Source organism: Paracoccus sp. BR5-17, from assembly GCF_055693925.1.
On the sequence record NZ_JBVFUV010000003.1, the window covers coordinates 1,394,538 to 1,408,869 of the forward strand.

Below are 14,332 nucleotides of genomic sequence, written 5' to 3' on the forward strand. Positions count from 1 at the left end.
CCCGGGCCGCCGACCGGCGCCGCAAGCTGGTTGCGGCGCCGGTTCCTTCGTTACTGGCCGTCCACGGCGGCCTGGTTGACGCCGCCCTCGGCGATGCGGGTCATGTGTTCGTCGCCCTGGCGGGTGCTGTCCAGGCATTCCTGAAGGGCCGCGCCGTCGTCGTCATGGCCCAGACGGTTGGCGAAGGTCCGCACGCAGCCATAGCCGGCGATGGCATAGTGGGTCAGCCGCTGGTACTGGGTGATGATGGCCGCGTCCTGCGTGTCCTCGTCGCCGAAGTCGGTCTCGATGGCGTGGCGGCGCGCCTCGACCGCCAGCCCCTCCATGCCGCGGCAATGCTCTCCCGTCGGGTCGGTGTCGTGGCGGGCACAGATGCTGGCCAGCGTCTCCATTCCCCGGGCGATGCCCTGGTTGCCGGCGATCAGCGCCTCGGCCAGTTCGCGCGACTTGGCGACGCGGCCCATTTCGGTCACGACCGTCATCGACTGTTTGCAGGCCGAGTACAGATCCTTCAACTGGTGCAGGTAGAGGTCGTTCAGATTCTTGATCGCCATGATGATGTCCTTTCGGCTGGCAGCCTTTTCCTGGTTGCAACGTGCATCCCGTTCCATCGTTCCCGCCCGCCGGCTTGACATCGCCCCGGCAAGGGTCCAGCAAGCGCCCCCTGCCTGATCCCGTTCACGACATTTCGGTGGCCCATGTTCTCGTGGTTCGAGCGACGCATCGACCCCTACCCGACCGAGACGCCCGGGATGCCGCCCCGGTCGCTGGTCCGCTTCGTGCTGTATTACAGCCGCGGCGCCTTGCCCTGGCTGGTGCTGCTGGCCGTCACATCGTCGCTGATCGCGCTGGTCGAGGTGGTGCTGTTCGGCTGGCTGGGCGAACTGATCGACCAGCTTGCCCAGACCCCGCGCGACCGGTTCTGGGATCTGCACGGCGCGCGGCTGGGCTTCATGGCGCTGGTGCTGCTGCTGGTGCTGCCGGGGCTGAACCTGCTGGGCTCGCTGGTGCTGCATCAGGGGCTGATGGGCAACTTCCCCCAGCGGATCCGCTGGCGCGCGCACCGCTATCTGCTGCGCCAGTCGGTGGGCTATTTCCAGGACGAATTCGCCGGGCGGATCGCCCAGCGGCTGATGCAGACCGCCCTTGCCGTGCGCGAGGTGACGATGAAGGTGATGGATGTCGGCAGCTATGTCGTGATCTATTTCCTGGGCGCGCTGATCCTGGCGGCAAGCCAGGACTGGCGGCTGGCGCTGCCCTTCGTAGCCTGGGTGGCGGCCTATGCCATCCTGCTGTGGCAGATCGTCCCGCGCCTGGCCCGGGTGGCCGAGGCGCAGGCCGATGCGCGATCGGCCATGACCGGGCGGGTGGTGGACAGCTATACCAACATCGCGACGGTCAAGCTGTTCTCGCATTCCTCGCGCGAGGAGGCCTGGATGCGCGATGGCATGGACGCCTTCCTGCAGACCGTCTATCGGCAGATGCGGCTGTCCAGCGTGCAGGACATCGCGCTGAACACGATCAACGTGGCGCTGCTCGGCTCGGTCGCCGGGGTGGGGCTGTGGCTCTGGACCGGCGGGCAGATCGAGGTCGGCGCGGTCGCGGTGGCGGTGCCGCTGGCGATGCGGCTGAACAACATGGCCCACTGGATCATGTGGGAATTCGCCGCGCTGTTCGAAAACATCGGCACCGTCCGGGACGGCATCGCCAGCCTCGCCCTGCCGCGCGAGGTGAAGGACACGCCGGGCGCGCGCCCGCTGGTGCCCGGCCCCGGCGCCGTCAGCTTTGAGGGGGTGACCTTCCGCTATCGCGCCATCCAGGGCGCGCGGCCGATGGCGGTCCTGGACGACCTGACGCTGCATGTCGCGCCCGGCGAACGGGTGGGTCTCGTCGGCCGGTCGGGGGCGGGGAAATCCACGCTCATCAACCTGCTGCTGCGCTTTCACGACATCGAACGGGGCCGCATCACCATCGACGGGCAGGACGTGTCGCAGGTCACGCAGGACAGCCTGCGCGCCGCCATCGGCGTGGTGACGCAGGACAGTTCGCTCCTGCACCGCTCGGTGCGCGACAACATCGCCTATGGCCGCCCCGACGCGACCGAGGAGGAGATCGCCGCCGCCCTGCGAATGGCCGAGGCGCAGGATTTCGTGCCGCTGCTGTCGGACAGCCAGGGCCGGCGCGGCCTGGATGCCCATGTCGGCGAACGCGGCGTCAAGCTGTCGGGCGGCCAGCGCCAGCGCATCGCCATCGCCCGGGTGGCGCTGAAGGACGCGCCGATCCTGATCCTGGACGAGGCGACCAGCGCGCTGGACAGCGAGGCCGAGGCCGCGATCCAGTCGCGGCTCGAGGCGCTGATGGCGGGCAAGACGGTGATCGCCATCGCGCACCGCCTGTCCACCATCGCGGCGATGGACCGGCTGGTGGTGATGGACGCCGGCCGGATCATCGAACAGGGCAGCCATGCCGATCTGCTGGCGCGCGGCGGGCTTTACGCGCGGCTCTGGGCGCGGCAATCGGGCGGCTTCCTGGCCGCCGATGCCGAGGCGGAGGGGCGTTTCATCGCTTGACGCGCCCCGCGCCAGATCCTATCTGTCGCGCACCGCAGGGGTTTAGCTCAGTTGGTAGAGCATCGGTCTCCAAAACCGAGGGTCGTGGGTTCGAGTCCCCCAACCCCTGCCAGATCCGTCGCGATCGTCAGCCTTCAGGGCGCAGGATGTCGCCTTGCGGCGGGCCGTGCGGGACTGCACCTCGCGAGCCTGCGGGCCCGCGCCTAGCCCAGCCATCCCACCACCCAGGGCGCGATCACCGCCGTCAGCACGGCATTCAGCCCCATGCCGATCCCCGCAAAGGCCCCTGCCGTCTGGTTCACCTGAAGCGCCCGCGCGGTGCCGATCCCGTGTGCGGCGACCCCCACGGCAAAGCCGCGCGCCCGCCAGTCCCGGACCCGCAGCGCGTTCAGCAGCGGCGTCACCACGATCGCCCCGAAGATCCCCGTCAGCAGCACCAGGGCCGCGGTCAGCGTGGGCTGGCCGCCGATGCGTTCGGCGATGCCGATGGCCACGGGGGCGGTCGTGGACTTGGGCGCCAGCGAGGCCAGCACCGGGCCCGCGACGCCGAACCCCCGGGCGATGGCCAGGGCAGACACCACCGCCACGCCCGACCCCACGCACAGCCCGGCCAGCATCGGCCACAGCGCGCGGCGGACGCGGGACAGGTTGTCGTAAAGCGGCAGCGCCAGGCAGACCGTGGCGGGGCCCAGCATGAAGTGGACGAACTGCGCGCCCTCGAAATAGGTGGCGTAATCGGTGCCGGTCGCGCCCAGCAGCGTCGCCAGCACGATCACCGCGATCAGCACCGGATTGGCCCAGCTTTGCCGGCCCGCCGCGCGCGACAGCGCGTCGCCTACCACATAGGCCGCCAGCGTCGCCGTCAGCCACAGCAGCGGGCCCTGCGCCAGATAGGACCAGATCAAGGCCGCATCAGTCATCGCCGCGCCCCTTCAAGGCCGAGGGATCGACCTTGCCCGTCCACCGCGCCACCGCCTGGAACGTCAGCGCCCCCGCCGCGATCGCCAGCACCGTCGAGCCCATGATCGCAAGCGCCAGACCGATACCGTGGTCGCGCAACACCGGCCAGTGGGCCACCACGCCCACGCCCGCCGGCACGAAGAACAGCGACAGATGCGACAGCAGGCCCTGGGCGACCGGCCTCAGCCGGCCGGCCAGCGCGGGACGCAGGATGCAGGCGCCCACCAGCAGGCACAGGCCCGCCACGGGGCCGGGCAAGGGCAGGTCCAGGGCGCGCGACAGGATCTCTCCGGTCAGCTGGAAGGCCAGAATCAGCGACAGCGCGGCAATCATGCCCGGATGCTAGCAACATTGCGCCGCCGGATCATGCTCATCTTGTGGAAAGTGTCTTGCGCCGGGCAAGATATAGCACGCGGCGGTTGACTCGGGTGGCGGCGATGTGACAATCCCGCGGGAACGAGAGGGGATCGCGCTTGCGCTTCGACCGGCTTCGCCTGAACGGCTTCAAAAGCTTCGTGGATCCGACCGACCTGGTCATCCGCGAGGGGCTGACCGGCGTCGTCGGGCCCAACGGCTGCGGCAAGTCCAACCTGCTCGAGGCGCTGCGCTGGGTCATGGGCGAGAACCGTCCCACCGCCATGCGCGGCGAGGGGATGGAGGACGTGATCTTCGCGGGCACCGCGCGCCGCCCGGCCCGCGCCCATGCCGAGGTGGTGCTGACGGTGGACAACCGCGATCGCCTGGCGCCTGCGGGTTTCAACGACGACGACCAGTTCGACATCGCGCGGCGGATCACCCGCGACGCCGGCAGCGCCTACAGGATCGCCGGCAAGGAGGCGCGGGCGCGCGACGTGCAGATGCTGTTCGCGGACGCCTCGACCGGGGCGCATTCCCCAGCCCTGGTGCGGCAGGGCCAGATCAGCGAACTGATCGGCGCCAAGCCGCGCGCGCGCCGCCGGATCCTCGAGGAAGCGGCTGGGATCAGCGGGCTCTACCAGCGGCGCCACGAGGCCGAGTTGAAGCTGAACGGCGCCGAGGCGAACCTGACCCGGGTCGAGGATACGCTGGACCAGCTTTCGGCGCAGGCGGCCAGCCTTGCGCGGCAGGCCCGGACCGCCGCCCGCTATCGCGAGATCGGCGCGGCGCTGCGGCTGGCCGAAGGCGCGCTGCTGTACCGCCGCTGGTCCGAGGCCGAGGCTGCCCGCCTGGCCGCCGACCAGGCGCTGGGCGCCGCGACCCGCGATGCCGGTGCCGCCGAGGCCGCGTCCCGCGAAGCCGCGGCGCGCCGCGAGGATGCCGAGGCCGCGCTGCCCGCGCTGCGCGAGGAGGAACAGATCGCGGCCGCGATCCTGTCCCGCATCGGCATCGAGCGCGAGGCCCTGGACGATGCGGATGCCCGCGCCGCGGCGGCCATTGCCGGCCTTCAGGCCCGCGTCGCGCAACTGACCCGCGACCTGGACCGCGAGGAATCCCTGAACCGCGACGCCGGCGAGGTGGTCGAGCGGCTGGCGCGCGAAAGGGTCGATCTGGAAGGCGCGGGGCAGGGGCAGGAGGCCCGGCAAGACGACGCGGCGCAGGCCGCCACGGACGCGGCCGAGGCGCTGCGCGAGATCGAGGCGCGGCTGGCGGACCTGACCGACGAGGCCGCGCGGCTGGCCGCCCGCCACCAGTCCGCCGAGCGGCTGGTCGCCGATCTGGGCGCCATGCTGGCCCGGTCCGGGCGCGCGGCGGCCGAGGCCGAAGCCCGTGCCGCCCGCGCCGCCGAGGCCGGGGCCCTGGCCGCCGACGCGCTGGCCGAGGCCGAGGCCGCGCAGGACATGGCCGCCGCGCGCGCCGAGGCTGCCGAGGCCGCCCTTGCCGCAGCCGAAGCCCTGCGGGCCGAAGCCGAGGCGGCGGAAACCGCCACCCGCATCGCCCGCGCCGAGGCCGAGGGCGAGACGAGCGCCCTCTCGGCCGAGACAGCCGCCCTGCGCCGGCTGACCCGGCGGGACGATCCTGACGCTAGGACGATCCTGGATCAGGTGGCGGTCGCCGCGGGCTTCGAACCCGCCTTCGGCGCGGCGTTCGGCGACGATCTGCGGGCGGGACTGGCGGCAGACGGGGACAGCGGCTGGCATCTGCTGCCGGGCTGGAAGGCGCCGCAGGCCTTGCCGGCAGCCGCGGAACCGCTTGCGCCGCGGGTCACCGCCCCGGGGGCCTTGGCGCGGCGGCTGTCCCAGGTGGGTGTCGTGGCGGACACGGCCACCGCCGCCGCCCTGCAGCCCGCATTGATGCCCGGTCAGCGGCTGGTCACGCCGGCGGGCGACCTGTTCCGCTGGGACGGGATGCGGGTGATGGCCGGCGACGGGCCCTCGACGGCCGCCTTGCACCTGCAGAACGTGAACCGCCTTTCGGAACTGGCCGAACAGACCGCCGAAGCCGAGGCCCGCGCCGCCGTCGCCGCGGCGCGTCACGAGGATGCCCGCGCGGCCCTGGCCGAGGCCGCCGACACCGAGAAATCCGCCCGCACCGCCCGCCGCGAGGCCGAGCGCAGCCTGTCGGAGGCGGCCCGCGCCCTGACCCGCGCTGAATCCGACCTGTCGCTGGCCCGCGGCCAGGCCGAGGCCGCGGGTGCCGAACTGGCCCGCCATCAGGCCGACGCCGCCGATGCGCGCGGCCGACTTGCCCAGGCGGAAGCGGCGCTGGCCGAATTGCCTGACCGGGCCCAGGCGGTCGCCGTGCTGGAACAGCTGCGCATCGGCGTCGAGGCCGCCCGCATCACCTTGATGACGCGGCGCGCCCTTCTGGACGACCTGACGCGCGAAGCCCGGACGCGGAGCAGGCGCCTGCAAGAGATTGCGCGCGAGGAAGCCGGCTGGACGCAGCGGCTGCAGCAGGCCGGAGGCCGCGCCGGTGAACTGGCCGCCCGCCGCGACGCCGCCCGCGCCGAACTGGCCGATGCCGAGGCCCAGCCCGCCGTCCTGGCCGGGCGCCGGGCCAGCCTTCAGGCCCGCGCGGCCGAGGCCGGCGACCGCCTGACCGCCGCCCGCGACGCGCTGTCGCGGGCCGAGGACGCCGCCCGCGCCGCTGCCCATGCCGAACGCGAGGCCGAGCGCGCCGCCTCGGAGGCGCGCGAGATCCGCGCCACGCGCGAGGCCCGGGCCGAGGCCGCCCGTGACGCCGAAGCCGCCGCCCGCGCGCGCATCCTCGACGAGGCCGAGGCGACGCCGCAGGCGCTGCTGGCGATGCTGGGGCCGACGCCGCCGGACCTTCCCGCCGCCCAGCTCGAGGACCGGATCGCCCGGCTGCGCGCGCAGCGCGACGCGCTGGGCGCCGTCAACCTGCGCGCCGACGAGGACAAGCGCGACCTTGAGGCGGAACGCGACCGCCTTGCCGCGCAGAAGAACGACCTCGAGGAAGCCATCCGCAAGCTGCGCGCCGGCATCGCCAGCCTGAACCGCGAGGGTCGCGAACGGCTGCTGGCGGCCTTCGACGCGGTGAACGCCAGCTTCTCGGCCCTGTTCACCACGCTGTTCGGCGGCGGAGAGGCGCGGCTGGTGCTGGTCGAATCCGACGATCCGCTGGATGCGGGGCTGGAAATCCTGTGCCAGCCGCCGGGCAAGAAGCTGTCCACCCTGTCGCTGCTGTCGGGGGGCGAACAGACACTGACCGCGCTGGCGCTGATCTTCGCGGTGTTCCTGGCCAATCCCGCGCCGATCTGCGTGCTGGACGAGGTGGACGCGCCGCTGGACGATGCCAATGTCGGCCGCTTCTGCGACCTCTTGGACGAGATGACGCGCCGCACCGACACGCGGTTCCTGATCATCACCCACCACGCCGTCACCATGTCGCGCATGGACCGGCTGTTCGGGGTGACGATGGTGGAACAGGGCGTCAGCCAGCTTGTCAGCGTGGATCTGAAGCGCGCCGAGGCTCTGGTCGCCTGACGGTGGGCTTGCTAGGCTGCACGTGACGCCGGAACCTGAAGGGACATCATGAGCATCGAAGCCACCCTGGCCCGGAAGGGCATCACCCTTCCCGCGGCGCCCGCGCCCGCGGCGAACTATGTGCCCTTCGTGCAGACCGGCAACCTGGTCTTCGTGTCGGGCCAGATCAGCCAGGACGACAGCGGCCTGATCAGGGGCCGCCTGGGCGATGGCATGTCGATCGAGGAAGGCGCCGCCGCCGCCCGCTGCTGCGGGCTGTCGCTGATCGCGCAACTCAAGGCCGCGCTGGGGGATCTGGACCGCGTGCGGCGCGTGGTGAAGCTGACCGGCTTCGTGAACTCGACCCCCGATTTCACCGACCAGCCCAAGGTGGTCAACGGCTGCTCGGATCTGATGGTCGAGGTGTTCGGCGACGCCGGACGCCATGCGCGCGCCGCCGTTTCCGCCGCCGCCCTGCCCCTGGGCGTCGCGGTCGAGATCGAAGCCATCTTCGAGGTCGCGTGATGACCCTGCCAGAGGCCTTCCTGACCACGCCCATCGCCCATCGCGGCCTGCACGGCGCGGGCGTTCCCGAAAACAGTCTCGCGGCCGCGCAGGCCGCCATCGACGCCGGCTACGGCATCGAGCTGGACATCCAGCCCGCCCGCGACGGCACGCCGATGGTGTTCCATGACTATGACCTGAAGCGCCTGGTGGGCAGTCCGGGCATGATCGCCGATTTCGAACCCCGCGCCCTGGGCGCCATGCGGCTGCTGGGCACCGAAGAACCGGTGCCGACGCTGCGCCAGTTCCTGGACCTGGTAGCGGGCCGGGTGCCCCTGCTCATCGAGATCAAGGACCAGGACCTGTCGCTGGGCCCCGACATCGGGCTGCTGCACAAGGCGGTGGCCGATGTCCTGCAGGGCTATGCCGGGCCGGTGGCGGTGATGTCCTTCAACCCCCATGTCGTCGCCGCCTTCCACGCCGCGGCGCCCGCGATCCCGGTGGGCCTGACCACCTGCGCCTATGACGAGGCAGACTGGCCCGGCATCTCCGAGGACCGCCGCAGCCATCTGGCAGGGATCAACGATTTCGACCAGACCCGGTCCTGCTTCGTGTCCCACGACAAGCGCGACCTGGGCAATGCGCGGCTGGACGCGCTGAAGGCGCAGGGCGTGCCGATCCTCTGCTGGACGATCCGCAGCCCCGAGGAGGAAGCCCTGGCCCGCCGCGTCGCCGACAACATCACCTTCGAGGGCTATCGCGCGGCGATCTGATCGCGGGCAGGGGGCACCCGCCCTGCGGCTTTCCCCCTGCGCGACATTCCCCCGGGCAGGAAGCCCCGTCACGATTGTGACGCGCCGGACGCTGACAAACCGCCCGCGGCACCCTAGCTTGGCTGGCATGAGCACGCTGACCCTCTCCACCCATTCCGGCATCGCGTCGATCCCCGCCCAGATCTGGGACGGGCTGGGCGACGCCAATCCCTTCACCAGCCACCGCTTCCTGCTGGCGCTCGAGGCATCGGGATCGGTCGGGCGGGGGACGGGCTGGCAGCCCTTGCACGTGACGCTGGAGGAGGACGGCAAGGTGGTCGCCGCCGCGCCGCTTTACGCCAAGTCGCACAGCCAGGGCGAATACATCTTCGACCACGCCTGGGCCGAGGCCTATCAGCGCGCGGGCGGGCGCTACTATCCGAAGCTGCAGGCGGCGGTGCCCTTTACGCCGGCCACGGGCGCGCGGCTGCTGGCCCCCGACCCGGCCCTGCGCCAGGCGCTGCTGGCGGGGATGACGCGGCTTGCCGAACGCACCGGCGCATCGGGGGTGCATGTCACCTTCTGCACCGAAACCGAGGCGCAACTGGGCGAGGCGGCAGGCTTCCTGCCCCGCGTGACCCAGCAGTTCCACTGGCTGAACCGGGGCTACGCCAGCTTCGACGATTTCCTGGGGGCGCTGTCCTCGCGCAAGCGCAAGGATCTGCGCAAGGAACGTGCCCGCGCGCAGGGCTTCGGCGGCACCATCCGGCACCTGACGGGCGACGACCTGAAGCCGCATCACTGGGACGCCTTCTGGGCCTTCTACCAGGACACCGGCAGCCGCAAATGGGGGCGCCCCTACCTGACGCGGGCCTTCTTCGACTGCCTTCAGCAGACCATGCGCGACGACATCCTGCTGGTGCTGGCCGAACGCGATGGCCGGCCCGTCGCCGGGGCGCTGAACTTCCTGGGGCCGGACGCGATCTACGGCCGCTACTGGGGCTGCCTGGAAGATCATCCCTTCCTGCATTTCGAACTGTGCTATCACCAGGCCATCGACCATGCCATCGCCCGTGGCCTGTCCCGGGTCGAGGCCGGCGCGCAGGGCGAACACAAGCTGGCCCGCGGATACGAACCCGTCGCCACCCATTCCCTGCACTGGGTCGCCGACGGCGGCTTCCGGCGCGCCCTGGCCGATTACCTTGACCGCGAGCGCGACGCGATGGGCGAGGAAATCGAGGCGCTTGCCGATTTCACGCCGTTCCGCCGGGGCTAGGACCGGCAGGCCATGGCCCGCCGGTCGGATCCTCAGACTTTTTCCAGCAGCGCCTCGCCGGCGCTGACGCCGCACTGGCCGGGGCTGTCCTCGACGTCGATCGCCTCGAAGGTGCCGTCGTTCAGCAAGGCCGCATAGCGTCTGGAGCGGCCGAAGAACCCCGCGCCCGGCGCGTCGAAGTTCAGGCCAAGCGCGCGGGTCAGGCGGCCGTCGGCATCGGCCATGACCTCGATCCCCGCGTCCTTGGCGCCGGTGGACTTGGCCCAGGCATCGGCCACGAAGGGGTCGTTCACGGTCACGCAGACGATGCGGCTGACGCCCTTTTGCCGGAACGCGTCGGCGTTGCGCACGAAGCTGGGCATGTGGGCGTTGGTGCAGGTGCCGGTGAAGGCGCCGGGCACCCCGAACAGGGCGACGCGGCCCTGGGACAGTTCGGTGGTATCGACGGCTTCGGGGCCATTGGCGCCCACGCGCAGCAGCTTGCCCTGGGGCAGCTTGTCTCCGACGGCGATGGTCATGCGGTCCTCCTGAATTGCAACGGATTCGCGGCGACTATAGGCTGCGCGGCAACGACAGGCCAGCGGGCCGCAGCAGGCGGGAATGACGATGAGGATCGTGATCGTGGGGGCAGGGCAGGCGGCCGCGTCGGCCGCGGCGCGGCTGCGGGCGGGGGGCCACCGCGGCCCGATCACCCTGGTCGGCGCGGAACCCGTGGCCCCCTATCAGCGCCCGCCGCTGTCCAAGGCCTATCTTCTGGGGCAGATGGGCCTGGACCGCCTGACGCTGCGCGCGCCCGAATGGTGGGTGGACCAGGACATCGCCCTGCGCCTGAACGAGACGGTGACCGTCCTGGACCCCCAGGCGCGGATCCTCTCCACCACCGGGGGCCGGCTGTCCTACGACGCGCTGATCCTGGCCACCGGCGCCCGGGCCCGGCGCCTGCCCGCCGCGATGGGGGGCGACCTGCCGGGCGTCCACGCCATCCGCACCCTGGCGGATGTGGATGCCCTGGCGCCCGGGATGCAGCCGGGCCGGCGCCTGATCGTGATCGGCGGCGGCTATATCGGGCTCGAGGCCGCGGCGGTCGCCCGCAAGCTGGACCTGTCCGTCACGCTGATCGAATCCGCGCCGCGCATCCTGGGCCGGGTCGCCGCCCCTGAGACCGCCGACATGATCCGCGACCTGCACCGCGCCCACGGGGTCGAGATCCTGGAGGCCACCGGCATTTCCCGCATCACCGGCGCGGACCGCGCCGGCGGCGTGGCGCTGACCGACGGGCGCCACCTGCCCGCCGACCTGATCGTGACGGGCATCGGGGTTCTGCCCGAAACCGGCCTGGCGCAGGCCGCGGGGCTGGTGCTGGACAACGGCGTCGCCACCGACGCGACGGGCCGGACCTCGGACCCGGCGATCTGGGCCGCGGGCGACTGCGCAAGCTTTCCCTGGGCGGGCGAACGCCTGCGGCTGGAAAGCGTCGGCAACGCCATCGACATGGCCGAGGCGGTGGCGGACAACATCCTGGAGGCGGGCCGGCCCTATCACCCGAGGCCCTGGTTCTGGTCGGACCAGTTCGACGCCAAGCTGCAGATAGCCGGCCTGGGCGCGGGCCATGACCGCATCGTGACGCGGCCGGGCGACGGCCGCCACGGCGGCTCGGTCTGGTATTTCCGCCAGGACCGCCTGATCGCCGTGGACGCGCTGAACGACGCGCGCGCCTACATGATCGGCAAGCGCCTGATCGAGGCCGGCCGCAGCCCCGATCCCGCCGCCATCCCCGCCGCGGCCGACCTCAGGGCGCTGCTCGCATGAGGCTTCTTCTTTGTCCCAATACCCTGGGGGGTCCGGGGGCGACGCCCCCGCCGCCGCGGGACGCAATCATGAGGATCGTCGGCGGCACCCTGCGCGGCCTGAAACTGGCCGAGATCGGCGCGGGCGACAGGGCCGCGCATCTGCGCCCGACCACCGACCGGGTGCGCGAATCGATCTTCAACCTGCTCGTCAACGGCACCCACGGCAACCCGGTCCCCGGCGCGCGCGTGCTGGACCTGTTCGCTGGCACCGGGGCCCTGGGGCTCGAGGCGCTGTCGCGGGGCGCCTCTGCCGTGACCTTCGTCGAGGACGGCGCCACGGCGCAGGCGCTGATCCGCGGCAACATCGCCAGGGCCCGGGCCGAGGCCGCGGCGCGACTGCTGCGCCAGGACGCCACGCGGCTGGGGGCCTGCCGGGAGGGCGGCCACGACCTGGTGTTTCTCGATCCGCCCTATGCGAAAGGGCTGGGGGAACAGGCCATCCGCGCGGCGCTGGCGGGGGGCTGGATCGCCCCCGGCGCCGTCATCGTCTGGGAGGAAGGCCGCCCGCCCCTGATACCGGCGCCGCTGGTCCCCCTCGACCAGCGGCGCTACGGCGACACGCTGGTGACGCTGGCCCGGCTGCCCGCCGGCTGAAGCGCCGGGTACCGGGGATGTGACGACAGGCGCGCTTCCCCTCGACGCGCGGCCGCGGCATCCTGCACCGGCAATCGTGACAGCGAGGTCTTCATGAACAAGAACATCCGCAGGGGCCTGGCCCTCACCCCGATCCTGTTCGCCCTGGCCTTCGGCGCGCAGGCCCAGGACAGCGCCCATGGCGGCCACGCCGGGCACGACGCCCCGGGCGAGGCCGCGCAAGCCTATCAGGGCGCGATGGACAGGATGCACGCAGACATGCCGACGGAACTGACCGGCGATGCCGATGTCGATTTCGTCCGCGGCATGATCCCCCATCACCAGGGCGCGATCGACATGGCCAGGGTCGTCCTGGACCACGGCCAGGACCCCGAGATCCGCAAGCTGGCCCAGGAGGTCATCGCCGCCCAGGAGGCCGAAATAGCCATGATGCGCGACTGGCTGGCCCGGCACGGTCACGCGGAATAAAGCCCGCCGCCGGCCGGACCCGCCCTAGGCGGGCTCGGCCAGCGCCCGGGCGGCGGCATCCAGGCCGCCCGCGCCATGCGCGATGCCAAGCGCCGCCATGCCCGCCTGCATCGCGCCAAGCGCGGCCAGGATCATCGCCGCGTTGGCGTGGCCCATATGGGCCACGCGCAGCGCGTTCTCGGGCTGTTCCGCGCCCAGCCCGACGCCCAGGGTGACGCCGCAATGGGCGGCGGTCCAGGCGCGCAGACCATCCGCGCCGGGCAGCAGCATCGCCGTGACCGACGAGGCCCGCGCCGCCGGATCCGCGACCGACAGGCGGATGGCGGGATTGCCCTGGCCCCATTCCTCGGCCGCGGCCCAGGTCGCCCGGGCAAGCGCCGCGTGCCGCGCCCAGACCGCGAACAGCCCTTCCTCGTCCAGGATCATCCGCATCGCCTCGTCCAGGGCGAAGATCTGCTGGACCGGCGGCGTGCCGCCCCAGAAGCGCCACAGCGCCTCCGCATGGGCGCGGGCGTGCCAGTCCCAGTAGGGCGTGGTCAACTGCGTGCGCCCGCGCGCCGCCGCCTTGTCGGAATACCACACGAAGCAGGTCCCGGGCGGACACATCATGCCCTTCTGGCTGGCCGAGATCAGCACGTCCACGCCCCAGTCGTCCATCATCATCGGCGCGCAGCCCAGCGAGGCGATCGCATCGACCACCAGCAGCGCCGGGTGATCGCCCATCGCATCCTGCAGGGCCGGGATGTCGGCCATCACGCCGGTCGCGGTGTCGATCTGGCAGACCATCACCGCCTTGATCGCGCCGGCCTTGTCCTCGGCCAGGCGGCGGGCCAGCATGTCGGGGTCGGCGGGCAGGCTGCCGAAGTCCAGCCGTTCGACCGCGACGCCCATCTGTTCCATCTGCTGGGCCCAGGACCGCCCGAAATGGCCCGAGGTCAGCGCCAGCGCCCGGTCCCCGGAACTGAAGATGTTGGCGCCCGCGGCCTCCCAGGCGGCGTGGCCGTTGCCGATATAGGGCGCCAGGTTCGCCTGCGTGCCCGCCAGCCGCTTCAACTGCGCCATGACCGACAGGTTCAGTTCGGCCAGTTCCTCGCCGTAGATGTCGGGCGAGGCGCGGTGGGCGGCGCGCAGAACCCTGTCGGGGACGGGCGAGGGTCCGGGAATGGCGATCACGGGGCGGCCGGCGGCAAGGCTCATGGCGTTCATCTTCCCTTCACATGCTGCAAGATCGCTAGTCCCCGGCTGGACGAAGGTCAACGCCCTGCCGCGTGCCCTGCCGCGTGCCCTGCCGCGCGCCTTGCCGCGCGCCTTGCCGCGGCGGGCCGGGTCGGGCTAAGGCTCTGGCAGACCGGACAGGACCGAAGGACGCAGCCGCCCGTGACATCGTCGTCCCCAGCGCATCCCAGCGCCACCCGCCTGCTGCGCCGCTTCTGGGGCGATTATCTGCGCATCC

General features: G+C 72.0%; 13 protein-coding genes and 1 tRNA gene. 9 read left to right on the forward strand and 5 right to left on the reverse strand.

Translation table 11 applies throughout. From position 1 onward, the window contains the following. Window positions 1-50: 50 nt before the first annotated feature. A complete protein-coding gene (locus ACZ1HC_RS08380) occupies window positions 51-554 on the reverse strand; it encodes a DUF892 family protein (protein WP_472699580.1) in 504 nt (167 codons plus the stop codon). 144 nt (window positions 555-698) lie between these two features. On the opposite strand from ACZ1HC_RS08380, the gene ACZ1HC_RS08385 reads away from it, so the two are divergent. Further along, window positions 699-2,570, forward strand: coding sequence for an ABC transporter ATP-binding protein (locus ACZ1HC_RS08385; RefSeq protein WP_472699581.1), 1,872 nt, complete (start codon window positions 699-701; stop codon window positions 2,568-2,570). Window positions 2,571-2,606: 36 nt separating this feature from the next. After that, a tRNA-Trp gene (locus ACZ1HC_RS08390) sits at window positions 2,607-2,682 on the forward strand. Between the two features lie 91 nt (window positions 2,683-2,773). Here ACZ1HC_RS08390 and ACZ1HC_RS08395 read toward each other — a convergent pair. Then, complete coding sequence (locus ACZ1HC_RS08395; RefSeq protein WP_472699582.1) at window positions 2,774-3,490, reverse strand: LrgB family protein; 717 nt, start codon at window positions 3,488-3,490, stop codon at window positions 2,774-2,776. Beyond that, entirely contained in the window at window positions 3,483-3,863 is a 381-nt protein-coding gene (locus ACZ1HC_RS08400) for a CidA/LrgA family protein (RefSeq protein WP_472699583.1), read from the reverse strand. The genes ACZ1HC_RS08395 and ACZ1HC_RS08400 overlap by 8 nt, the downstream gene beginning before the upstream one ends. A 140-nt stretch (window positions 3,864-4,003) precedes the next feature. Here ACZ1HC_RS08400 and ACZ1HC_RS08405 point away from each other — a divergent pair, with 140 nt between their 5' ends. The 4 genes from ACZ1HC_RS08405 to ACZ1HC_RS08420 all read left to right on the forward strand — a co-directional run bounded on the left by ACZ1HC_RS08405 (window position 4,004) and on the right by ACZ1HC_RS08420 (window position 9,967). Continuing rightward, entirely contained in the window at window positions 4,004-7,456 is a 3,453-nt protein-coding gene (locus ACZ1HC_RS08405) for a chromosome segregation SMC family protein (protein ID WP_472699584.1), read from the forward strand. 48 nt (window positions 7,457-7,504) lie between these two features. Beyond that, window positions 7,505-7,960 (forward strand): RidA family protein, encoded by a 456-nt coding sequence (locus ACZ1HC_RS08410; protein WP_472699585.1) that lies wholly within the window; start codon window positions 7,505-7,507, stop codon window positions 7,958-7,960. Further along, window positions 7,960-8,712, forward strand: coding sequence for a glycerophosphodiester phosphodiesterase family protein (locus ACZ1HC_RS08415; RefSeq protein ID WP_472699586.1), 753 nt, complete (start codon window positions 7,960-7,962; stop codon window positions 8,710-8,712). Before ACZ1HC_RS08410 ends, ACZ1HC_RS08415 begins: the two co-directional genes overlap by 1 nt. Window positions 8,713-8,839: 127 nt before the next feature. Then, window positions 8,840-9,967 (forward strand): GNAT family N-acetyltransferase, encoded by a 1,128-nt coding sequence (locus ACZ1HC_RS08420; protein ID WP_472699587.1) that lies wholly within the window; start codon window positions 8,840-8,842, stop codon window positions 9,965-9,967. Between the two features lie 32 nt (window positions 9,968-9,999). Here the strand turns inward: ACZ1HC_RS08420 and ACZ1HC_RS08425 are convergent, their stop codons facing one another. Next, on the reverse strand, window positions 10,000-10,485 hold the full coding sequence (locus tag ACZ1HC_RS08425; RefSeq protein WP_472699588.1) for a redoxin family protein: 486 nt from the start codon (window positions 10,483-10,485) through the stop codon (window positions 10,000-10,002). An 88-nt stretch (window positions 10,486-10,573) separates the two neighbouring features. Between ACZ1HC_RS08425 and ACZ1HC_RS08430 the strand changes: the two genes are divergently transcribed. From ACZ1HC_RS08430 to copM, 3 genes are all read left to right on the forward strand, one after another. After that, window positions 10,574-11,776, forward strand: coding sequence for an NAD(P)/FAD-dependent oxidoreductase (locus ACZ1HC_RS08430; RefSeq protein WP_472700815.1), 1,203 nt, complete (start codon window positions 10,574-10,576; stop codon window positions 11,774-11,776). A gap of 68 nt (window positions 11,777-11,844) precedes the next feature. Beyond that, a complete protein-coding gene (rsmD, locus tag ACZ1HC_RS08435) occupies window positions 11,845-12,411 on the forward strand; it encodes a 16S rRNA (guanine(966)-N(2))-methyltransferase RsmD (protein ID WP_472699589.1) in 567 nt (188 codons plus the stop codon). Between the two features lie 93 nt (window positions 12,412-12,504). Then, entirely contained in the window at window positions 12,505-12,879 is a 375-nt protein-coding gene (copM, locus tag ACZ1HC_RS08440) for a CopM family metallochaperone (protein ID WP_472699590.1), read from the forward strand. Between the two features lie 24 nt (window positions 12,880-12,903). Here copM and ACZ1HC_RS08445 read toward each other — a convergent pair whose 3' ends face one another. Next, complete coding sequence (locus ACZ1HC_RS08445; RefSeq protein ID WP_472699591.1) at window positions 12,904-14,076, reverse strand: pyridoxal-phosphate-dependent aminotransferase family protein; 1,173 nt, start codon at window positions 14,074-14,076, stop codon at window positions 12,904-12,906. Between the last annotated feature and the right edge of the window lie 256 nt (window positions 14,077-14,332).

What these genes read in the sequence shown, in the direction of transcription:
- ACZ1HC_RS08380 (WP_472699580.1), bottom strand. Translation starts at nt 554, where the DNA reads ATGGCGATCAAGAATCTGAACGACCTCTACCTGCACCAGTTGAAGGAT.
- ACZ1HC_RS08385 (WP_472699581.1), top strand. Translation starts at nt 699, where the DNA reads ATGTTCTCGTGGTTCGAGCGACGCATCGACCCCTACCCGACCGAGACG.
- ACZ1HC_RS08395 (WP_472699582.1), bottom strand. Translation starts at nt 3,490, where the DNA reads ATGACTGATGCGGCCTTGATCTGGTCCTATCTGGCGCAGGGCCCGCTG.
- ACZ1HC_RS08400 (WP_472699583.1), bottom strand. Translation starts at nt 3,863, where the DNA reads ATGATTGCCGCGCTGTCGCTGATTCTGGCCTTCCAGCTGACCGGAGAG.
- ACZ1HC_RS08410 (WP_472699585.1), top strand. Translation starts at nt 7,505, where the DNA reads ATGAGCATCGAAGCCACCCTGGCCCGGAAGGGCATCACCCTTCCCGCG.
- ACZ1HC_RS08415 (WP_472699586.1), top strand. Translation starts at nt 7,960, where the DNA reads ATGACCCTGCCAGAGGCCTTCCTGACCACGCCCATCGCCCATCGCGGC.
- ACZ1HC_RS08420 (WP_472699587.1), top strand. Translation starts at nt 8,840, where the DNA reads ATGAGCACGCTGACCCTCTCCACCCATTCCGGCATCGCGTCGATCCCC.
- ACZ1HC_RS08425 (WP_472699588.1), bottom strand. Translation starts at nt 10,485, where the DNA reads ATGACCATCGCCGTCGGAGACAAGCTGCCCCAGGGCAAGCTGCTGCGC.
- ACZ1HC_RS08430 (WP_472700815.1), top strand. Translation starts at nt 10,574, where the DNA reads ATGAGGATCGTGATCGTGGGGGCAGGGCAGGCGGCCGCGTCGGCCGCG.
- rsmD (WP_472699589.1), top strand. Translation starts at nt 11,845, where the DNA reads ATGAGGATCGTCGGCGGCACCCTGCGCGGCCTGAAACTGGCCGAGATC.
- copM (WP_472699590.1), top strand. Translation starts at nt 12,505, where the DNA reads ATGAACAAGAACATCCGCAGGGGCCTGGCCCTCACCCCGATCCTGTTC.
- ACZ1HC_RS08445 (WP_472699591.1), bottom strand. Translation starts at nt 14,076, where the DNA reads ATGAGCCTTGCCGCCGGCCGCCCCGTGATCGCCATTCCCGGACCCTCG.